Annotated in this window: 27 protein-coding genes; 3 read left to right on the forward strand and 24 right to left on the reverse strand. The window is 66.1% G+C overall.

The genetic code is table 11. From position 1 onward, the window contains the following. The first annotated feature begins 115 nt into the window (after window positions 1–115). The 3 genes from typA (at window position 116) to H570_RS17180 (ending at window position 4,308) form a co-directional block, all read left to right on the forward strand. Window positions 116–1,945, forward strand: coding sequence for a translational GTPase TypA (gene typA / locus H570_RS0110080; protein WP_027080624.1), 1,830 nt, complete (start codon window positions 116–118; stop codon window positions 1,943–1,945). Window positions 1,946–2,060: 115 nt separating this feature from the next. Further along, window positions 2,061–2,483 (forward strand): DUF2127 domain-containing protein, encoded by a 423-nt coding sequence (locus H570_RS0110085; RefSeq protein ID WP_245559600.1) that lies wholly within the window; start codon window positions 2,061–2,063, stop codon window positions 2,481–2,483. Between the two features lie 154 nt (window positions 2,484–2,637). Further along, window positions 2,638–4,308 carry an amidase gene (locus H570_RS17180; protein ID WP_084500208.1) on the forward strand — a complete coding sequence of 557 codons (1,671 nt, stop codon included), beginning with the start codon at window positions 2,638–2,640 and terminating at the stop codon, window positions 4,306–4,308. A 138-nt stretch (window positions 4,309–4,446) separates the two neighbouring features. Here H570_RS17180 and H570_RS0110100 read toward each other — a convergent pair whose 3' ends face one another. The 24 genes from H570_RS0110100 to rpsS all read right to left on the reverse strand — a co-directional run bounded on the left by H570_RS0110100 (window position 4,447) and on the right by rpsS (window position 17,788). Then, a complete protein-coding gene (locus tag H570_RS0110100) occupies window positions 4,447–5,844 on the reverse strand; it encodes a class II 3-deoxy-7-phosphoheptulonate synthase (RefSeq protein ID WP_027080626.1) in 1,398 nt (465 codons plus the stop codon). A gap of 84 nt (window positions 5,845–5,928) precedes the next feature. Next, window positions 5,929–6,435, reverse strand: coding sequence for a disulfide bond formation protein B (locus H570_RS0110105; protein WP_036135945.1), 507 nt, complete (start codon window positions 6,433–6,435; stop codon window positions 5,929–5,931). Between the two features lie 119 nt (window positions 6,436–6,554). Beyond that, window positions 6,555–6,926, reverse strand: a complete 372-nt coding sequence (rplQ, locus tag H570_RS0110110; RefSeq protein ID WP_027080628.1) for a 50S ribosomal protein L17 — start codon at window positions 6,924–6,926, stop codon at window positions 6,555–6,557. Window positions 6,927–6,953: 27 nt separating this feature from the next. Next, window positions 6,954–7,952: a DNA-directed RNA polymerase subunit alpha gene (locus H570_RS0110115; protein WP_027080629.1), complete on the reverse strand. Its 999-nt coding sequence runs from the start codon at window positions 7,950–7,952 to the stop codon at window positions 6,954–6,956. An 80-nt stretch (window positions 7,953–8,032) separates the two neighbouring features. After that, on the reverse strand, window positions 8,033–8,665 hold the full coding sequence (rpsD, locus tag H570_RS0110120; RefSeq protein WP_027080630.1) for a 30S ribosomal protein S4: 633 nt from the start codon (window positions 8,663–8,665) through the stop codon (window positions 8,033–8,035). A 14-nt stretch (window positions 8,666–8,679) separates the two neighbouring features. Then, on the reverse strand, window positions 8,680–9,072 hold the full coding sequence (gene rpsK / locus H570_RS0110125; RefSeq protein ID WP_027080631.1) for a 30S ribosomal protein S11: 393 nt from the start codon (window positions 9,070–9,072) through the stop codon (window positions 8,680–8,682). Between the two features lie 12 nt (window positions 9,073–9,084). Further along, window positions 9,085–9,441 (reverse strand): 30S ribosomal protein S13, encoded by a 357-nt coding sequence (gene rpsM / locus H570_RS0110130; RefSeq protein ID WP_027080632.1) that lies wholly within the window; start codon window positions 9,439–9,441, stop codon window positions 9,085–9,087. Window positions 9,442–9,881: 440 nt separating this feature from the next. After that, window positions 9,882–11,228, reverse strand: coding sequence for a preprotein translocase subunit SecY (secY, locus tag H570_RS0110135; protein WP_027080633.1), 1,347 nt, complete (start codon window positions 11,226–11,228; stop codon window positions 9,882–9,884). Window positions 11,229–11,235: 7 nt separating this feature from the next. Beyond that, a complete protein-coding gene (gene rplO, locus H570_RS0110140) occupies window positions 11,236–11,670 on the reverse strand; it encodes a 50S ribosomal protein L15 (RefSeq protein WP_027080634.1) in 435 nt (144 codons plus the stop codon). Between the two features lie 3 nt (window positions 11,671–11,673). Further along, window positions 11,674–11,871 carry a 50S ribosomal protein L30 gene (rpmD, locus tag H570_RS0110145; RefSeq protein WP_027080635.1) on the reverse strand — a complete coding sequence of 66 codons (198 nt, stop codon included), beginning with the start codon at window positions 11,869–11,871 and terminating at the stop codon, window positions 11,674–11,676. Continuing rightward, window positions 11,864–12,394, reverse strand: a complete 531-nt coding sequence (rpsE, locus tag H570_RS0110150) for a 30S ribosomal protein S5 (protein ID WP_036135949.1) — start codon at window positions 12,392–12,394, stop codon at window positions 11,864–11,866. The genes rpmD and rpsE overlap by 8 nt, the downstream gene beginning before the upstream one ends. Before the next feature lie 160 nt (window positions 12,395–12,554). Further along, window positions 12,555–12,908, reverse strand: a complete 354-nt coding sequence (gene rplR, locus H570_RS0110155) for a 50S ribosomal protein L18 (protein ID WP_027080637.1) — start codon at window positions 12,906–12,908, stop codon at window positions 12,555–12,557. A gap of 47 nt (window positions 12,909–12,955) precedes the next feature. Continuing rightward, the gene (gene rplF / locus H570_RS0110160) at window positions 12,956–13,483 is read right to left on the reverse strand and encodes a 50S ribosomal protein L6 (protein WP_027080638.1); all 528 of its coding nucleotides are present in this window, start codon (window positions 13,481–13,483) and stop codon (window positions 12,956–12,958) included. 13 nt (window positions 13,484–13,496) lie between these two features. Then, window positions 13,497–13,892, reverse strand: coding sequence for a 30S ribosomal protein S8 (gene rpsH, locus H570_RS0110165; RefSeq protein WP_027080639.1), 396 nt, complete (start codon window positions 13,890–13,892; stop codon window positions 13,497–13,499). 84 nt (window positions 13,893–13,976) lie between these two features. Further along, complete coding sequence (gene rpsN / locus H570_RS0110170; protein ID WP_027080640.1) at window positions 13,977–14,282, reverse strand: 30S ribosomal protein S14; 306 nt, start codon at window positions 14,280–14,282, stop codon at window positions 13,977–13,979. A 15-nt stretch (window positions 14,283–14,297) separates the two neighbouring features. Continuing rightward, complete coding sequence (rplE, locus tag H570_RS0110175) at window positions 14,298–14,837, reverse strand: 50S ribosomal protein L5 (protein ID WP_027080641.1); 540 nt, start codon at window positions 14,835–14,837, stop codon at window positions 14,298–14,300. Window positions 14,838–14,848: 11 nt separating this feature from the next. Continuing rightward, a complete protein-coding gene (gene rplX / locus H570_RS0110180; protein ID WP_027080642.1) occupies window positions 14,849–15,163 on the reverse strand; it encodes a 50S ribosomal protein L24 in 315 nt (104 codons plus the stop codon). 15 nt (window positions 15,164–15,178) lie between these two features. Then, window positions 15,179–15,547 carry a 50S ribosomal protein L14 gene (gene rplN, locus H570_RS0110185; protein WP_027080643.1) on the reverse strand — a complete coding sequence of 123 codons (369 nt, stop codon included), beginning with the start codon at window positions 15,545–15,547 and terminating at the stop codon, window positions 15,179–15,181. Window positions 15,548–15,561: 14 nt separating this feature from the next. After that, window positions 15,562–15,825, reverse strand: coding sequence for a 30S ribosomal protein S17 (gene rpsQ / locus H570_RS0110190; RefSeq protein ID WP_027080644.1), 264 nt, complete (start codon window positions 15,823–15,825; stop codon window positions 15,562–15,564). A gap of 11 nt (window positions 15,826–15,836) precedes the next feature. Next, complete coding sequence (gene rpmC, locus H570_RS0110195; RefSeq protein ID WP_027080645.1) at window positions 15,837–16,022, reverse strand: 50S ribosomal protein L29; 186 nt, start codon at window positions 16,020–16,022, stop codon at window positions 15,837–15,839. Continuing rightward, the gene (gene rplP / locus H570_RS0110200; protein ID WP_027080646.1) at window positions 16,022–16,435 is read right to left on the reverse strand and encodes a 50S ribosomal protein L16; all 414 of its coding nucleotides are present in this window, start codon (window positions 16,433–16,435) and stop codon (window positions 16,022–16,024) included. The genes rpmC and rplP overlap by 1 nt, the downstream gene beginning before the upstream one ends. A 2-nt stretch (window positions 16,436–16,437) precedes the next feature. Beyond that, window positions 16,438–17,169 (reverse strand): 30S ribosomal protein S3, encoded by a 732-nt coding sequence (rpsC, locus tag H570_RS0110205; RefSeq protein ID WP_027080647.1) that lies wholly within the window; start codon window positions 17,167–17,169, stop codon window positions 16,438–16,440. 3 nt (window positions 17,170–17,172) lie between these two features. Further along, window positions 17,173–17,508, reverse strand: a complete 336-nt coding sequence (gene rplV / locus H570_RS0110210; RefSeq protein ID WP_027080648.1) for a 50S ribosomal protein L22 — start codon at window positions 17,506–17,508, stop codon at window positions 17,173–17,175. A 10-nt stretch (window positions 17,509–17,518) separates the two neighbouring features. Continuing rightward, the gene (gene rpsS, locus H570_RS0110215; protein ID WP_027080649.1) at window positions 17,519–17,788 is read right to left on the reverse strand and encodes a 30S ribosomal protein S19; all 270 of its coding nucleotides are present in this window, start codon (window positions 17,786–17,788) and stop codon (window positions 17,519–17,521) included. Between the last annotated feature and the right edge of the window lie 2 nt (window positions 17,789–17,790).

The raw sequence follows: 17,790 nt of genomic DNA on the forward strand, positions 1-17,790 counted from the left end.
AATCGCCCCCCGGAGGATGCGTTTGCGGCACCGCGGCAAGGTATACTAATCGGCTCCCTCCACTTTGATAGCCGCGCCCTGCCCTCCAGCCCCGGTGCGCCTTGCCCGTTCCCGTATGTCCATAGAACGCCTCCGCAACATCGCCATCGTCGCCCACGTCGACCATGGCAAGACCACCCTCGTCGACTGCCTGCTCAAGCAGTCGGGCACGTTCTCCGAACGCACGGTGCTCGCCGAGCGCGTGATGGACAGCAACGACCAGGAAAAGGAACGTGGCATCACGATCCTGTCCAAGAACACCGCCATCACCTGGCAGGGCAACCGCATCAACATCGTCGACACGCCCGGGCACGCCGACTTCGGCGGCGAAGTCGAGCGCGTGCTGTCGATGGTCGACTCGGTGCTGATCCTGGTCGACGCGATGGACGGGCCGATGCCGCAGACGCGCTTCGTCACCCAGAAGGCGTTCGCGATGGGCTTCAAGCCGATCGTGGTGGTCAACAAGATCGACCGCCCCGGCGCGCGCCCGGACTGGGTGATCGACCAGGTGTTCGACCTGTTCGACAAGCTTGGCGCCACCAACGAGCAGCTCGACTTCCCGATCGTCTACGCCTCGGCGCTGCACGGCTACGCGAGCCTCGAGGACACCGCGCGCGACGGCGACATGACCCCGCTGTACGAGGCGATCATGAAGCACGTGCCGCCGCCGACGGTCGACCTCGACGGCCCGTTCCAGATGCGCATCAGCCAGCTGGACTACAACAACTTCGTCGGCCTGATCGGCGTCGGCCGCATCCAGCGCGGCAAGGTGCGCACCAACATGCCGGTGAGCGTGGTCGACCGCCACGGCAAGAAGCGCCAGGCCAAGGTGCTGCAGGTGCTCGGCTTCATGGGCCTGGAGCGCGTTGAAGTCGAAGAGGCCGAGGCCGGCGACATCATCGCCCTGTCCGGCGTCGCCGACCTGAGCATCTCCGACACGATCTGCGCGCTGGACGCACCCGAGGCGCTGCCGGCGCTGACCGTCGACGAACCGACCATCAGCATGACCTTCCAGGTCAACAACTCGCCGTTCGCCGGCAACAAGGACCGCAGCGGCGGCAAGTTCATCACCAGCCGCCAGCTGCGCGAGCGGCTCGAGCGCGAGACCCTGCACAACGTCGCGCTGAAGGTCGAAGAAGGCTCGGACCCGGACAAATTCCTGGTCTCCGGCCGCGGCGAACTGCACCTGTCGGTGCTGATCGAGACCATGCGCCGCGAAGGCTTCGAGCTGGCGGTGTCGCGCCCGGAAGTCATCATCAAGGAGGTCGACGGCCAGCTGATGGAACCGATCGAACAGCTGGTGGTCGACATCGAGGAAGTGCACCAGGGCGGCGTGATGGAAAAGCTCGGCATCCGCAAGGGCCAGCTGAAGAACATGGAATCCGACGGCAAGGGACGCGTGCGCCTGGACTACATGATCCCGGCCCGCGGCCTGATTGGCTTCCAGAACGAGTTCAAGACCCTGACCCAGGGCACCGGCCTGCTGTTCCACGTCTTCGACCACTACGGGCCGAAGGAACAGGGCGCGATCGCCAAGCGCCCGAACGGCGTGATGATCGCCAACGCCCCCGGCGCGACGCCCGCCTATTCGCTCGGCCCGCTGCAGGAACGCGGCAAGCTGTTCGCCGCCGAAGGCGACCTGGTCTATGAGGGCCAGCTGGTCGGCATCCACAGCAAGGACAACGACCTCACCGTCAACGTCATCAAGACCAAGCCGCTGACCAACATGCGCGCTTCGGGCAAGGATGATGCGATCCAGCTGACCCCGGCGATCAAGTACACGCTGGAGCAGGCGCTGGACTTCATCGAGGACGACGAGCTGGTGGAAGTCACGCCGAAGGAAATCCGCCTGCGCAAGAAGTTCCTGACCGAGACCGACCGCAAGCGCGCCTCGCGCGCCGCCTGAGTCCGACGCCATCGGCACGAGCGGCCAGCCTGAGCGCGTCACGCGTCCCGGCGACGCCGCCGGCCCGCAGGCAGGGCATCCGCACTACAACCCGGATCCACACGCGCATCCGGGACTGCACATCATCGCGATCGTCGAAGCCACCAAGGGTGCGCTGGCCGTGCTTGCGGCCAGCGGGCTGGAATTGCTGGGCCCGGCGTCACTGCAGCATTTCGTGCAGGTGCTGATCGCCCGCTTCCAGCTCGACCCCGACCACGGCGCGATGGCGTGGCTCGCCCATGCGATCAGCCCCGATTCCGTGCATCTGGCCGCGGCCGCGGTGTTCTTCTACGGTGCGCTGCACCTGCTCGAAGGCTGGGGCCTGTGGCGGGCGAAGTCATGGGCGTCGTGGCTGGGCTGCGTGACTGCGGCGGCCTATCTGCCGTTCGATGTCTATGCGCTGTTCGTGCACCCGGGCTGGATCGCGCTGGCGGTGGTGGCGGTCAATGTCATCGTGGTCTGGGTGCTGGCGCGCGACCTGCTCCGCCGCCGGCGCTGATTCGCTGGCACGCGCACGTGGCCCGTTGAAAGCGCGCGGCTGAAGCCGGTCCTGCAACCTCACCGCCCTTGCAGAAGCGTCTCCAGCCGCAAGCTCCTTGCCCGCGCCGCCATGCCGCGCGATGCTGCACGCTGCCATCGCGGGAAGCACGATCATGCCGCACCGACCACCGTTCGCGCTGCTGCTCGCCTGTACGCTGCTCGCCGCCTGCGGCAGGCAACCCCAGGCGACCACGCTCGCCGTGCCCTCCGCCGCAGCCGGCCAGCCGACCGCCCCGGACAACGCCACCACACCTGGCTCCTTCGCCTTCGAGGAAGCCGACATCGCCGACCTGCAGGCGCGCATGGGCAGTGGCGAACTGAGCAGCCACGCACTGACCCGGGCCTACCTGGACCGCATCGCCGCCATCGACGACGCCGGGCCGACGCTCAACGCGGTGATCGAACTCAATCCGCGTGCGCTCGACGAAGCGCACGCGCGCGATGCCGAACGCAAGGCGGGCCAGGTGCGCGGCGCGCTGCACGGCATCCCGGTATTGCTGAAGGACAACATCGACGCGACGCCGATGGCGAACTCGGCCGGCTCGCTCGCGCTCGCGAACCATCATCCGAAGACAGACGCCTTCCTCGTGCGTCGCCTGCGCGAAGCCGGCGCGGTGATCCTCGGCAAGACCAACCTCAGCGAGTGGGCCAACATCCGTTCATCGCGCTCGACGTCGGGCTGGAGTGCGCGCGGCGGCCAGACCCGCAACCCCTACGCACTCGACCGCAGCCCCTGCGGCTCCAGCGCCGGCACCGGCAGCGCGATCGCAGCCAACCTCGCCGTTGTCGGGATCGGCACCGAGACCGACGGCAGCATCATCTGCCCATCCGCGGTCGCCGCGCTGGTCGGCATCAAGCCGACGGTAGGGCTGGTGAGTCGCGACGGCATCATCCCGATCTCGCAAAGCCAGGACACCGCCGGCCCGATGGCGCGCAGCGTTGCCGATGCCGCGGCCTTGCTGGCGGCGATCTCGGGCCGGGACGCCGCCGACGCCGCCACGCAGGCAGGCACCGGCCACGCGATCGCCGATTACGCGCCGCACCTGAAAGCCGACGGACTCGCGGGCGCGCGCATCGGCGTGGTACGCGAGCTGATGGGCTACCACCCCGATGTCGACGCCGCGATGGCACGCGCGATCGAGGCGATCAAGGCCGCCGGCGCAACCGTGGTCGACGCGCGGATTCCGACGCTGGCGCAATGGAACGACGCCGAGTTCGAAGTGTTCCAGTACGAGTTCAAGGCCGGCGTCGAAGCGTACCTGCGCAAGAGCGGCGCGCCGATCAGGACCCTGGCCGGCTTGATCGAATTCAACCGGCGCCACGCCCCGCGCGAAATGCCGTACTTCGACCAGGACATCTTCGAGCAGGCCCAGGCCAAGGGACCGCTCACCGAACCGGCATACATTGCCGCGCGCGCGAAGGCGCGGCGCCTGGCGGGACCGGAGGGGATCGATGCCGCGCTTGCCGCGCAAGACCTCGACGCGCTCGTCGCGCCATCGATGTCGCCCGCCTGGCTGACCAACCCGATCAACGGCGACCACTTCACCGGCGCCGGCTACGGCGTGGCTGCCGTCGCCGGGACGCCCAGCATCACCGTGCCGATGGGCGACAGCCATGGGCTGCCGCTGGGCATCGTGTTCATGGGGCCGGCTTGGAGCGAGCCGCGACTGCTGGAACTGGCCTACGCGTTCGAGCAGAAGACCCGCGCGCGCAAGCCGCCGCAGTTCCTGCAGAGCGTCACGCCGGAGATCATGGTTCCAGCGCCGAAGCTGGTCACCAACTGACGATCTCGATGCGCGCGGCGCGATGATCGTCGCTGCCGGCCCGGCCGATGCGGCGGTGGCGCCAAGCCGCGGCCGAGGCCCGCTCGATGTCATCCCATGCCCGGCGCGCGATGGGCCGAAGCAATGCGGGCGGAAGCGTCAGGCCGAAGCCGGCGCTGCCAGCTGCGCCTGCTTGCGCACGATCAGCATCGCGGTTTCCAGCGCCTGCTCGTAGTTCAGGCGCGGATCGACGCTGGAGCGATACGCACGCTCGAGGTCGAGGTCGCTGAGGTCGCGGGCGCCGCCGGTGCATTCGGTGACGTCCTCGCCGGTCAGCTCCAGGTGCACGCCGCCCAGGCGCGTGCCCGCGGCGGCGTGGATGTCGAACGACTGTTCGATCTCGCTGCGGATGTTGCGGAAACGCCGGGTCTTGTACCCGTTGCTGGTCGCTTCGGTGTTGCCGTGCATGGGGTCGCAGATCCACAGCACACGGCGGCCATTGCGCTTGAGCGCATCGAGCAGCGGCGGCAGTTTGTCGGCAACGTGCGCCGCGCCCATCCGGTGGATCAGGCTCAGCCGACCGGGCTCGTCGTCGGGATTGAGCACGTCGACCAGAGCCAGCAGCTGGTCGGGCGTCACCGACGGGCCGACCTTCACCGCCACCGGGTTGCGGATGCCGCGGAAGTACTCGACGTGCGCGCCATCGATCGCCGCGGTGCGCATGCCGATCCACGGGAAGTGCGTGCTCAGGTCGAACCAGCCCCACTGCCGCGGCACCTGCCGGGTCTGCGCTTCCTCGTAGGGCAGCAGCAGCGCCTCGTGGGAAGTGAAGAAATCGACCCGGTTGAGGTTGTTCACCGAGGTCCCGGACAGCGTTTCCATGAAGCGCACCGCGTCGCCGATGCCCGACACCATCCGGTGGTACTCGTCGGCCAGCGGCGAATGTCCCACCCAGCGCAGATCCCAGTACTCGGGGTGATGCAGGTCGGCGAAACCGCCATCGATCAGCGAGCGCACGAAGTTCATCGTCATCGCCGAACGCGCGTGCGCCTTGACCATGCGCCGCGGGTCCGGCGTGCGCGCCTGCGCGGTGAACCCCGGGGAGTTGACGATGTCGCCGCGATAACTCGGCAGGGTGACGCCGTCGCGGGTCTCGGTATCGGCAGAACGCGGCTTGGCGTACTGCCCGGCGAAACGGCCGACGCGCACCACCGGCAGGCGCAGCCCGTGCACCAGCACCAGGCTCATCTGCAGCAGCACCTTGAGCCGGTTGGAGATCACGTCGGAATTGCAGTCGGAGAAGTTCTCCGCACAGTCGCCGCCCTGCAGCAGGAAGCGCCTGCCTTCCTGCGCGTCCGCCAGCTGCTGCTTCAGCGCCATGATTTCCCAAGAGGTCACCAGCGGCGGCAGCGCGCGCAGTTCTTCCTGCACGCCGGCCAGCACGTCGGGATCGGGGTAGGTGGGCAGCTGCAGCGCCGGGCGCGCGCGCCAGCTGGACGGCGTCCAGCCCTCGGGCAGGCTGACGGAATGCAGGGCGGACTGGTCGGAACGGGCCATCGTCGGGCAGCTTATGTTGCGTCGCAGCGAAAACCCATCATCTGCCCGAAGGCGCCTCGCTGCAACCCATCATGTGCATCGGGTTCAGCGACGCCGGAATGCCGCCGACAGCACCAGCAAGCCCAGCAGCACGAACCACAGCAGGCTCCAGGCCGGCATCGACAGCCCGAGGAAGGTCCAGTCGACCCTTGCGCACTCGCCCGAACCGGTCAGCACCTGGCGGATCACGTCGGTCAGCGGATTCGCTTCCATCATGAACGACAGCGGCGGGCCACAGGCGGGCACTTCGTTGGCGGGCAGATGGGTCAGCCAGACATGGCGCGCGGCAATGGCGATGCCGGCCAGCACGGGCACCAGCGCAAGCACGCCGTACGCGCGACGCCCCGTCGCGCCCCGCGGCGAATGCAGCCCGGCCACCAGCAGCACCAGCGCAAGCGCTGCGAAGGCGATGCGCTGGAAAATGCACAGCGGGCAGGGTTCGAGCCCCCACTGGAACTGCGAGAAGATCGCAAAGCCCACCAGCGCCACGCAGACGACGAAACCGGCGAAGCACTGGCTGCGGAAGGACCAGCGGGATGGATTGAGGGTCACGGGCACACCTTGGGTTCTTCGGATCGATTGCGGTGGTCGCCCGCCGCACCGGCGCCACGTTAGCAAAAACCCCGGCGCGGAGGCCGGGGTTTCTGGTGGCACGCCTGGGTCCGGTCGGCTTACTCGGCCGCCTGCGGCCGGTCGACGAGTTCGACGTAGGCCATCGGCGCGTTGTCGCCGTCGCGGAAGCCGCACTTGAGGATCCGCAGGTAGCCGCCCGGGCGGCTCTGGTAGCGCGGGCCAAGCTCGACGAACAGCTTGCCCACCGCTTCCTTGTCGCGCAGGCGCGAGAAGGCGAGGCGGCGGTTGGCAACGCCGTCGGTCTTCGACATCGTGATCAACGGCTCGGCGACGCGACGCAGTTCCTTCGCCTTCGGCAGCGTGGTCTTGATCAGCCCGTGCTTGAACAGCGAGGCGGCCATGTTGGTGAACATCGCATCGCGATGCGCGCTGGTGCGGCTGAATTTGCGTCCGGATTTCTGGTGGCGCATGGTCTTGGTTCCTGGTTGATTCCCGGCTTAGCCGAGCATGCCGTGGGCGGAAACACCGGCCGGCGGCCAGTTTTCGAGCTTCATGCCGAGCGAAAGGCCGCGCTGGGCGAGCACTTCCTTGATCTCGGTGAGCGACTTCTTGCCGAGGTTCGGCGTCTTGAGCAGTTCGACCTCGGTCTTCTGGATCAGGTCGCCGATGTAGTAGATGCTCTCGGCCTTGAGGCAGTTGGCCGAACGCACGGTCAGCTCGAGGTCGTCGATCGGGCGCAGCAGGATCGGGTCGACGCCGGTCGGCGCGGCCTTCGGCGCACTGCGGTCGCGGTGGGTGAAGTCACCGAACACGCTGAGCTGGTCGGTGAGGATGTCGGCGGCGGTGCGCACGGCTTCCTCGGCGTCGATCGTGCCGTTGGTCTCGATGTCGATGACCAGCTTGTCCAGGTCGGTGCGCTGTTCGACGCGCGCAGCCTCGACTTCATAGGCCACGCGGCGGACCGGCGAGAACGAGGCATCGAGCATCAGGCGGCCGATCGTGCGGGTTTCCTCGTCCGGGCGGCGGCGCGAGGCGGCCGACTGGTAGCCGAAGCCGCGCTCGATCTTCAGGCGCATGTTGATCGACGCATCCTTGGTCAGATGGCAGATCACGTGTTCGCCGTTGAGGATCTCGACGTTGTGGTCGGTCTTGATGTCGGCGGCGGTGACAACGCCGGGGCCGGACTTGGCGAGCGTGAGCGTGGAGCTCTCGCCGGTGCCCATGCGGATGGCGACGTCCTTGAGGTTGAGCAGGACTTCGAGCACGTCCTCCTGCAGGCCCTCGATCGTGCTGTACTCGTGCAGCACGCCGTCGATCTCGACCTCGGTGATCGCGAAGCCGGGGATCGACGACAGCAGCACGCGGCGCAGCGCGTTGCCGAGGGTGTGGCCGTAGCCGCGCTCCAGCGGTTCGATCACGACCTTCGCGCGGTTGCCGGCGAGGCGTTCGATCTGGGGACCACGCGGGCGCAAGACCTGGTTGGCGTTAGCCGTCATGTTCTGGTGTCTCCTGGGGCTCGCCGGTGGGGCCGGCGATGCCATGCAAATGCTTCGGGAATGCTGAAGCGGGCGCTTGCTTACTTCGAGTACAACTCGACGATCAGCGCTTCATTGATGTCGGCAGGCAGGTCGCCGCGGTCCGGGACCGCCTTGAACACGCCGCTGAACTTCTTCGAGTCGACCTCGATCCACGACGGGGACAGGTCCATCGTCGAGGAAACGTTCAGCGCTTCCTGCACGCGAAGCTGCTTCTGCGCCTTTTCCGACAGGGCGATCGCGTCGCCGGCCTTGACCTGGTACGAAGGCAGGTTGACCGACTTGCCGTTGACCGTGATGCCACGGTGCGACACCAGCTGGCGCGCGGCCGGGCGGGTCACGGCGAAGCCCATGCGGTAGACGACGTTGTCCAGGCGGGTCTCGAGCAACTGCAGCAGGTTCTCGCCGGTGTTGCCCTTCCGGGTCGAGGCCTTCTTGTAGTAGTTGCGGAACTGGCGTTCGAGCAGGCCGTAGATGCGCTTGACCTTCTGCTTCTCGCGCAACTGGGTGGCATAGTCGGACAGCTTGCCGCGACGGGTGTTGGTTGCGCCATGCTGGCCGGGCTTTTGCTCCAGCTTGCACTTGGAATCCAACGCACGCGTCGGGCTCTTGAGCGACAGGTCGGCGCCTTCGCGACGGGCGAGCTTACAGGTGGGACCGATATAACGAGCCATCTCTTCTCAGCTCCTCAGACGCGACGCTTCTTCGGCGGACGGCACCCGTTGTGCGGGATTGGCGTCACGTCGATGATGTTGGTGATCTTGTAGCCGACGTTGTTGAGCGAACGTACGGCCGACTCGCGGCCCGGACCCGGACCCTTGATGCGCACTTCCAGCGACTTCACGCCGTAGTCGAGGGCGGCCTTGCCGGCCTTCTCCGCGGCGACCTGGGCTGCGAACGGGGTGGACTTGCGCGAACCGCGGAAACCCGCGCCGCCCGAAGTCGCCCACGACAGTGCGTTGCCCTGGCGGTCGGTGATCGTGACGATGGTGTTGTTGAACGAAGCGTGGACGTGCGCGATACCGTCGGTAATGACGCGCTTAATCTTCTTCTTCGGTTTGGCTGCTGCTGGCTTGGCCATGGTCTGTGTCCTTTACTTCTTGATGGCCTTGCGCGGACCCTTGCGGGTGCGGGCATTGGTCCGGGTGCGCTGGCCGCGCAGCGGCAGGCCGCGACGGTGGCGCAGGCCGCGGTAGCAGGCCAGGTCCATCAAGCGCTTGATGGCCATGCCGATCTCGCGGCGAAGGTCGCCCTCGACCACGTACTTGCCGACTTCGATGCGCAGGCGCTCGACTTCCGGCTCGGACAGGTCGCGGATCTTGGTCGACGAGTTGACGCCGGCCGATTCGCAAAGCTTCTTCGAACGGGTACGGCCAATGCCGTAGATGCTTTGCAGCCCGACCCAGACATGCTTCTGGGCAGGCAGGTTGACACCTGCAATACGCGCCATGCGCGAGATCTCCAACTGTTTGGCGGCCGGACAGGGAAATCCGGCGGAGTGAACACGAAATTCTAACAGGGTCTCGGGTTGCTAGGAAGGGGGACCGGCATCCTGCCTGCATCCGGCCGATCAACCGGCCAATGCCCCTTTCCGGCATGGGGAGTGTGCCCATGCTCCGGCAACGGACCCGCGCTGGACGCGGCGCCGTAATCCGGCGCCCCGCCCGCCCCTCGCCACTCAAGCGCGGGGACCGGCACTGGCCCACCCGTGCGCGAGACCGCCGCCCGGGTTGCCCATCAGCCCTCCTCTCGGGAGGGGTATTGCCGCCGTCCTGGCGTGGCCCTGGTGGGCCTGCTTGCCATCGTCCGCCCTCTCCATGGGTGGACTTTCATACTCTTACCACCAGCCGCCGGGGCGGGTGGTTGCCGCCGGCCTGGAGGCCACCCGGCCTAGCGTGCCCGGGCCCCGCCCTTCAGGTTTGCCTTCTTGAGCAGGCTCTCGTACTGGTGCGACATCAGGTGGGCCTGGATCTGGGCAATGAAGTCCATCACCACCACCACCACGATCAGCAGCGAAGTGCCGCCGAAGTAGAACGAGGCGCCCAGGTCCTTGCGCATGAATTCCGGGAGCAGGCAGACCAGCACCATGTAGGCCGCGCCGGCAGCGGTCAGCCGCGTCAGCACCGAATCCACGTAGTCCGCCGTCGCCTTGCCGGGGCGGATGCCCGGGATCAGCGCACCCGACTTCTTGAGGTTGTCGGCGGTCTCCTGCGAATTGAAGACCAGCGCGGTGTAGAAGAAGGTGAAGCCGGTGATCAGGGCCGCGAACAGGATCAGGTACAGCGGCTCGCCCGGCGACAGCGCCTGGCTGATCTTCTGCAGCGTCAGCTGGAAGCCGCCGGCGCCCTGCCCGCCGAACCAGGTCGTGACCGTGGCCGGAAACATGATGATCGACGAGGCAAAGATCGCCGGGATCACGCCGGACATGTTGAGCTTGAGCGGCAGGAACGAGCTCTGGTTCATGTAGGCGCCGCGACCACCCTGGCGCCGCGCGTAGTTCACCGTGATCCGGCGCTGGCCACTTTCGACGAACACCACGAAGAAGGTGAACGCAAACACCACCAGCACGATCAGGATCAGCGTGATGGCGCTCATGTCGCCGTTGCTGAAGCTCTCCAGCGTGGTGATGACCGCGCCGGGCAGGCCCGCGACGATGCCGGCGAAGATGATCAGCGACACGCCGTTGCCGACGCCGCGCTCGGTCACCTGCTCGCCCACCCACATCAGGAACATCGTGCCCGCGGTCAGTGCCACCACCGCGGTCATGATGAAGCCGATGCCGGGGCTGTAGACCGCCTGGATGCCACCCGTCGCGCCGCCACCCTGCAACGCCGTGGCGATGCCGGCGGCCTGGAAGATCGCCAGCGGGATCGCGCCGATGCGCGACCACTGGGTGATGCGCCGGCGACCCGACTCGCCTTCCTTCTGGATCGCCTTGAGGCTGGGCATGATCTGCACCAGCAGCTGGATCACGATCGAGGCCGAGATGTACGGGATCACGTTCAGCGCGAACAGGCTGAAGCGCGACAGCGCACCACCGGAGAACATGTTGAACATGTCCACGATGGTGCCCTTCTGCTGCTCCATCAGCGCCAGCATCGCCTGCGGGTTGACGCCCGGCACGGGGATGAAGGAACCGATGCGATAGACCAGCAGCGCGCCGAGCACGAACAGCAGCCGCTGGCGCAGTTCCGTGAACTTGCCGAGCCCGCCCACCGCGTTGCCGCTCCGTGCCATGCGCCGCTTACTCCTCGAACTTTCCGCCGGCAGCGATGATCGCCGCGCGGGCGCCCGCCGTGGCCAGCAGGCCCTTGAGCACGAGCTTCTTCGAAACCTCGCCCTTCTTCACGATCTTGGCCTGCTTGGCTTTTGCCGGGACCAGCTTGGCGGCACGCAGGGCGGCGAAATCGATGTCGCCCTCGAGCTTGTCGAGCTGGTAAAGCATGACCTGCGCGGTGTCGTTCTTGAGCTTGGAGCGGAAGCCGATCTTCGGCAGGCGCATGTGCATCGGCATCTGGCCGCCTTCGAAGCCGGCCTTGATCTTGCCCTTGCCCGAGCGCGCGAACGAACCCTTGTGGCCGCGGCCCGCGGTCTTGCCCAAGCCCGAACCGATGCCACGACCGACGCGCTTGCGTTCCTGGCGGGCGCCGTCTGCGGGCGAAAGTGTATTCATGCGCATGTCTTATTCCTCCACACGGACGAGGTAGTGGACCTTGTTTATCAGACCACGGACCTGCGGACTGTCCTTGAGTTCCCGGACGTCGTTCAACTTGTTCAGGCCCAGCGCCTTGACCGACAGGCGATGCTTCGCCTGCGAGCCGCGCAGGCCCTTGACCAGGCGCACCTTGACGGTGCCGCCATTGCTTTCGTTCTTAGCCATGCTGCAGATCCTCCACCTTCTTGCCCCGCTTGGCCGCGATGCGGGCCGGCGAATGCATCTCGGTCAGGCCCTTGAGCGTGGCGCGCACCAGGTTGATCGGGTTGCGCGAACCGGTTGCCTTGGCCAGCACGTCCTTGACGCCCACGGCTTCGAGCACGGCGCGCATCGCGCCGCCGGCGATCACGCCGGTACCCTCGGACGCCGGCTGCATGTACACATGCGCCGCGCCGTGGCCCGACTTCACCGCGTGCCACAGGGTGCCGTTGTTGAGCTCCACGTTGGACATGCCCTTGCGCGCATACTCCATCGACTTCTGGATCGCGACCGGCACTTCGCGCGCCTTGCCGTAGCCGAAGCCGACCTTGCCGTTGCCGTCACCCACCACCGTCAGCGCGGTGAAGGTGAACTGCCGACCGCCCTTGACGGTCTTGGAGACGCGGTTGACGGCGATGAGCTTTTCGATCATCCCGTCGTCGATTTCCTCGCGGTTGTTGCGCCCGCGCGAATCGCGTTCGTTTGCCATTGTCGTTTCCTGTCTTGAAAGGTTGATTACGGCTGCTGCCGCTTATTGTTGGGATATGGATCGGGTGCATCGTCGTGGCGGAAACCCGCCGCGGCGCCCGGCGCAACCCGCGCCGGCAGGGACGACAGTGCATGGGGACGATGCCCCATGCGTTCAAGCATCAGAACTGCAGGCCAGCCTCGCGCGCGGCATCGGCCAGCGCCTTGATCCGGCCGTGGTAGCGGTAACCGGAACGATCGAAGGCGATCTTCTCGATGCCCGCGGCCTTGGCCTTCTCGGCGATGGCACGACCCACCTTGGCGGCGGCCTCGGTGTTCTTGGCGCTCTTGAGTCCTTCGCGGATGTCGGCCTGCGTGGTGCTGGCAGCGGCCAGCACCTTCGAACCGTCGGCGTTGAACAGCTGCGCGTACACGTGCTGGCCGGTGCGCAGCACCGACAGGCGCGGCACGCCGAGTTCGCGGATGTGCGCGCGGGTCGACTTGGCGCGGCGCAGGCGTGCGATTTTCTTGTCCATCTTCTTGCTCCTGGCGGAAGCTGAAAACCCTGGGATCCCTCGCGGGATCAGGCCTTCTTGGCTTCCTTACGAATGATGTTCTCGCCGGCGTACTTCACGCCCTTGCCCTTGTACGGCTCCGGCGGACGGAAGCCGCGGATCTTGGCTGCAACCTCGCCGACGCGCTGCTTGTCGGCGCCGGTCACCACGATCTCGGTCTGGGTCGGGGTGGCAATGGTAATGCCGTCCGGGGCCTTGAACAGCACCGGATGAGAAAAGCCCAGCGACAGGTTCAGGTCCTTGCCCTGCATCGCGGCGCGGTAACCGACGCCGACCAGCTCGAGCTTGCGCTCGAAGCCTTCGGACACGCCGTGCACCATGTTGGCCACGATCGAGCGCAGGGTGCCGGTGATGGCAATCTGCTCTGCATCGCCGGCGGACAGCTGCGCCTGGCCGTTCTCGATCTTGATCTCGATACCGGCGGGCTTGGCGATCGACAGGGTGCCCTTCGGGCCCTTGACGCTGACGCTGTCGGCCTGGACGTTCAACTCGACGCCCTTCGGCAGGACGATCGGCTTCTTGGCTACTCGGGACATGTTCGTTACTCCCTTAGGCCACGAAGCACAGGACTTCACCGCCGACGCCCTGCTGGCGCGCCTGCGCATCGGTCATGATGCCCTTGGAGGTGGAGATGATCGCGACGCCCAGTCCGTTGAGGACCTTGGGCAGCGCGTCCTTGCCGCGGTACTGGCGCAGGCCCGAGCGCGACACGCGCTGCAGGCGCTCGATCACCGGGCGGCCTTCGTAGTACTTCAGCTCGATCTCGAGCTCGGCCTTGGCGCCGTTCTCGATCACGCGCGAACCGCCGATGTAGCCCTCGTCCTGCAGGACCTTGGCGATGGCGACCTTGGTCCTGGACGACGGCATCTTCACCGTCGGCTTGCCAACCGCTGCCGCATTCCTGATGCGGGTCAGCATGTCGGCGATGGGATCAGTCATGCTCATTGATGATTACCTTTGAGTGCACCGATATCCGCTTTCGCGAATGTCTTCGTGGAGTCCCGCCGGATGGGGGACGGTTGCGGTTGCTTACCAGGACGCCTTGCGCAGGCCCGGCACGTCGCCGCGCATGGTGGCTTCGCGCAGCTTGTTGCGGCCCAGGCCGAACTTGCTGTACACGGCGCGCGGGCGGCCGGTCAGGGCGCAGCGCGTGGTCTGGCGCGAGGGCGACGAGTCGCGCGGCAGCTTCTGCAGCTTGACCGCGGCCTCCATCTTCTCCTCGTAGCTCGCTTCCTGGCTGCTGATGACCTTCTTCAGGGCATCGCGCCTGGCAGCGAACTTCTTCGCCAGCTTTTCCCGCTTGGTTTCGCGGTTGACCATTGAAGTCTTTGCCATGGTTCTATCCTCGGATCAGCGGAACGGGAAGCGGAAGGCTTCGAGCAGCGCCCTGGCTTCTTCGTTGGTCTTGGCGGTGGTGGTGATGGCAATGTCCATCCCGCGGAGCGCGTCGACCTGGTCGAAATCGATTTCCGGGAAGATGATCTGTTCCTTCACGCCCATGTTGAAGTTGCCGCGGCCGTCGAACGAACGGCCCGACACGCCGCGGAAGTCGCGCACGCGCGGCAGCGACACGTTGACCAGGCGATCCAGGAATTCGTACATCCTGGAGCGACGCAGGGTCACCTTGCAGCCGATCGGCCAGCCATCGCGGATCTTGAACGAGGCCACCGAGACGCGCGACTTGGTCACGATCGGCTTCTGGCCCGCGATCTTCGCCATGTCGGCAACCGCGTTCTCCAGGATCTTCTTGTTGGTCGCCGCTTCGCCCACGCCCATGTTGAGCGTGATCTTGTTCAGCCGGGGCACCTGCATCGGGTTGGTGTAGCCGAACTTCTCCATGAGCTTCGGCACCACTTCTTCCTTGTAGAACTTTTCCAGACGGGTCGTCATTTCTGCATTCCTCAGGCGTCGATCGCCTCACCACTCGAGCGGAAAACGCGCAGGCGCCGTCCATCCTCGAGGACCTTGGTACCGATGCGCTCGCCCTTGCCGGAAGCAGGGTTGAAAAGCATCACGTTGGACACGTGGATCGGTGCTTCTCGCTCAATCACGCCGCCGGGCTGGTTGATCTGCGGGTTCGGCTTGGTATGGCGCTTGACGATGTTGATGTTCGACACGACGACCTTGTCGCCGATGACGCGCACCACGTCGCCCTGCTTGCCCTTGTCCTTGCCGGCGGTGACGATCACGCGGTCACCCTTCTTGATACGGTTCATGTCTGTTTCCTCCGCTCAGAGCACTTCAGGCGCGAGCGAGACGATCTTCATGAACTTCTCGGAACGCAGTTCACGGGTCACGGGCCCGAAGATGCGCGTGCCGATCGGCTCGTGCTTGTTGTTGAGCAACACGGCGGCGTTGCCGTCGAAACGGATCAGCGAGCCATCGGCGCGGCGGACGCCCTTGCGGGTGCGCACCACGACGGCGTCGTAGACCTCGCCCTTCTTGACCTTGCCGCGCGGGATCGCATCCTTGATCGACACCTTGATGATGTCGCCGATGCCGGCGTAACGGCGCTTGGAGCCGCCGAGCACCTTGATGCACATCACTTCCTTGGCGCCGGAGTTGTCGGCCACGTCGAGGTGGCTTTGCATCTGGATCATGGTTCAGCCTCCTCTTATTCGGTCGCGCGCGAGACGATCTCGACGACGCGCCAGTTCTTGGTCTTCGACATCGGTGCGATCTCCGTCACCCGGACGACGTCGCCTTCGTTGCAGGCATTCTCGGCGTCGTGGGCGTGGAGCTTGGTCGAGCGACGGATGTACTTGCCGTACAGCGCGTGCTTGACCTGGCGCTCGACGAGCACCGTCACCGTCTTGTCCATCTTGTTGCTGACCACGCGGCCTTCGACCGTGCGCTGCTTTTTATCAATGTTGTCCATGGTCATGGTCCTTACTGCTTCGTGCCGAGCAGCGTGTTGACGCGGGCGATCTCGCGGCGGACCCGACGCACGTCGTGGGTCTTGGAGAGCTGGCCGGTGGCCTTCTGCATGCGCAGGGAGAACTGCTCCTTGTGCAGCTCGAGCAGGTGGGCCTTGAGCTCGTCGGCCGACTTCTCGCGGAGTTGTTTGAGTTCCATCAGCGCACCGTCCGGGTCACGAAAGTGGTGGTGACCGAGAGCTTGGCGGCGGCCAGGCGGAACGCCTCGCGCGCGGTTGCCTCGTCGACGCCCTCGATCTCGTAGATCATGCGGCCGGGCTGGATCTGCGCGACCCAGAATTCCACGGCGCCCTTGCCCGAGCCCATGCGGACTTCGATCGGCTTCTTGGTGATCGGCTTGTCGGGGAACACGCGGATCCACATCTTGCCGCCGCGCTTGACGTAGCGGCTGATCGAACGGCGCGCGGCCTCGATCTGGCGCGCGGTGATCTGCCCGGTCTGGGTGGCCTTCAGGCCGTACTCGCCAAAGCTGACGAGGTTGCCGTTCCATGCCAGGCCGTCATTGCGGCCCTTGTGCATCTTGCGGTACTTGGTTCGCTTGGGTTGCAGCATGATCAGTCCCTCGCCTCGCGTTCACGACGCGGCCCACGCGGGCGCTCGCGGTCACCGCGATCGCCACGCGGCGTGTCGTCCTGCTTTTCCTGGCCAACCTGGGAGAAATCGAAGATCTCGCCCTTGTAGACCCAGGTCTTGATGCCGATGATCCCGTAGGTGGTCTTGGCTTCGGCGAAGCCGTAGTCGACGTCGGCGCGCAGCGTATGCAGCGGCACGCGGCCTTCGCGATACCACTCCGAACGCGCGATCTCGGCGCCGTTGAGGCGGCCACCGACGTTGACCTTGATGCCCAGCGCGCCCAGGCGCATCGCGTTGCCGACGGCGCGCTTCATCGCGCGGCGGAACATGATGCGGCGCTCGAGCTGCTGCGCGATCGACTCGGCGACCAGCTGCGCGTCGAGTTCCGGCTTGCGGACCTCGGTGACGTTGATGTGCGCCGGGACGCCCATCAGGTCGGACACTTCCTTGCGCAGCTTCTCGATGTCCTCGCCACGCTTGCCGATCACCACGCCCGGGCGGGCGGTGTGGATCGTGACGCGGGCGGTCTTCGCCGGGCGCTCGATCATGATGCGGCTGATGCCGGCGGCGGCCAGCTTCTTGCGCAGCATCTCGCGGACCTTGAGGTCGGCGGCGAGATAACCGGCGTATTCCTTCTTGCCGGCGTACCACTTCGAGTTCCAGTCCTTGGAAATGCCAAGGCGGATTCCGGTCGGATGAACTTTATGACCCATGAGTTACTTCCCCTCGCCGACGACGACGGTGATGTGGCTGGTGCGCTTGAGGATGCGGGTACCGCGACCCTTGGCGCGCGCCATGAAACGCTTCAGCGTCGGGCCCTCGTCGACCATGATGGTCTTGACCTTAAGCTCGTCGACGTCGGCGCCCTGGTTGTTCTCGGCATTGGCGATCGCCGACTCCACCACCTTCTTGATCAGGTGGGCGGCTTTCTTGTCCGAGAACTTCAGCAGGTTGACGGCGCGTTCGGCCGAGAGCCCGCGCACCTGGTCGGCGACCAGGCGTGCCTTCTGCGGGGAGATGCGCGCGGTGCGCAGGATTGCCTTCGCTTCCATGTTCATCCCCTTACTTCCCCGACTTCTTGTCGCCGCCATGACCCTTGAAGGTCCTGGTCAGGGCGAACTCGCCGAGCTTGTGGCCGACCATGTTCTCGTTGACCAGCACCGGGACATGGTTCTTGCCGTTGTGCACGGCGATGGTGTAACCCACCATTTCCGGCAGGATCATCGAGCGGCGCGACCAGGTCTTGATCGGGCGCTTGGTGTTGCCGGCCGCTTCCACCTTCTTGACGAGGTGGTGGTCCACGAAGGGACCCTTCTTGAGTGAACGTGCCATGG

Source organism: Luteimonas mephitis DSM 12574, from assembly GCF_000422305.1.
Classification (GTDB): Bacteria; Pseudomonadota; Gammaproteobacteria; order Xanthomonadales; family Xanthomonadaceae; genus Luteimonas; species Luteimonas mephitis.

Excerpts from the sequence above, each read along its gene's own strand:
- typA (WP_027080624.1), top strand. The coding sequence starts at position 116 with ATGTCCATAGAACGCCTCCGCAACATCGCCATCGTCGCCCACGTCGAC.
- H570_RS17180 (WP_084500208.1), top strand. The coding sequence starts at position 2,638 with ATGCCGCACCGACCACCGTTCGCGCTGCTGCTCGCCTGTACGCTGCTC.
- H570_RS0110100 (WP_027080626.1), bottom strand. The coding sequence starts at position 5,844 with ATGGCCCGTTCCGACCAGTCCGCCCTGCATTCCGTCAGCCTGCCCGAG.
- rplQ (WP_027080628.1), bottom strand. The coding sequence starts at position 6,926 with ATGCGCCACCAGAAATCCGGACGCAAATTCAGCCGCACCAGCGCGCAT.
- H570_RS0110115 (WP_027080629.1), bottom strand. The coding sequence starts at position 7,952 with ATGACGGCTAACGCCAACCAGGTCTTGCGCCCGCGTGGTCCCCAGATC.
- rpsD (WP_027080630.1), bottom strand. The coding sequence starts at position 8,665 with ATGGCTCGTTATATCGGTCCCACCTGTAAGCTCGCCCGTCGCGAAGGC.
- rpsK (WP_027080631.1), bottom strand. The coding sequence starts at position 9,072 with ATGGCCAAGCCAGCAGCAGCCAAACCGAAGAAGAAGATTAAGCGCGTC.
- rpsM (WP_027080632.1), bottom strand. The coding sequence starts at position 9,441 with ATGGCGCGTATTGCAGGTGTCAACCTGCCTGCCCAGAAGCATGTCTGG.
- secY (WP_027080633.1), bottom strand. The coding sequence starts at position 11,228 with ATGGCACGGAGCGGCAACGCGGTGGGCGGGCTCGGCAAGTTCACGGAA.
- rplO (WP_027080634.1), bottom strand. The coding sequence starts at position 11,670 with ATGCGCATGAATACACTTTCGCCCGCAGACGGCGCCCGCCAGGAACGC.
- rpmD (WP_027080635.1), bottom strand. The coding sequence starts at position 11,871 with ATGGCTAAGAACGAAAGCAATGGCGGCACCGTCAAGGTGCGCCTGGTC.
- rpsE (WP_036135949.1), bottom strand. The coding sequence starts at position 12,394 with ATGGCAAACGAACGCGATTCGCGCGGGCGCAACAACCGCGAGGAAATC.
- rplR (WP_027080637.1), bottom strand. The coding sequence starts at position 12,908 with ATGGACAAGAAAATCGCACGCCTGCGCCGCGCCAAGTCGACCCGCGCG.
- rplF (WP_027080638.1), bottom strand. The coding sequence starts at position 13,483 with ATGTCCCGAGTAGCCAAGAAGCCGATCGTCCTGCCGAAGGGCGTCGAG.
- rpsH (WP_027080639.1), bottom strand. The coding sequence starts at position 13,892 with ATGAGCATGACTGATCCCATCGCCGACATGCTGACCCGCATCAGGAAT.
- rpsN (WP_027080640.1), bottom strand. The coding sequence starts at position 14,282 with ATGGCAAAGACTTCAATGGTCAACCGCGAAACCAAGCGGGAAAAGCTG.
- rplE (WP_027080641.1), bottom strand. The coding sequence starts at position 14,837 with ATGACGACCCGTCTGGAAAAGTTCTACAAGGAAGAAGTGGTGCCGAAG.
- rplX (WP_027080642.1), bottom strand. The coding sequence starts at position 15,163 with ATGAACCGTATCAAGAAGGGTGACCGCGTGATCGTCACCGCCGGCAAG.
- rplN (WP_027080643.1), bottom strand. The coding sequence starts at position 15,547 with ATGATCCAGATGCAAAGCCACCTCGACGTGGCCGACAACTCCGGCGCC.
- rpsQ (WP_027080644.1), bottom strand. The coding sequence starts at position 15,825 with ATGGACAACATTGATAAAAAGCAGCGCACGGTCGAAGGCCGCGTGGTC.
- rpmC (WP_027080645.1), bottom strand. The coding sequence starts at position 16,022 with ATGGAACTCAAACAACTCCGCGAGAAGTCGGCCGACGAGCTCAAGGCC.
- rplP (WP_027080646.1), bottom strand. The coding sequence starts at position 16,435 with ATGCTGCAACCCAAGCGAACCAAGTACCGCAAGATGCACAAGGGCCGC.
- rpsC (WP_027080647.1), bottom strand. The coding sequence starts at position 17,169 with ATGGGTCATAAAGTTCATCCGACCGGAATCCGCCTTGGCATTTCCAAG.
- rplV (WP_027080648.1), bottom strand. The coding sequence starts at position 17,508 with ATGGAAGCGAAGGCAATCCTGCGCACCGCGCGCATCTCCCCGCAGAAG.
- rpsS (WP_027080649.1), bottom strand. The coding sequence starts at position 17,788 with ATGGCACGTTCACTCAAGAAGGGTCCCTTCGTGGACCACCACCTCGTC.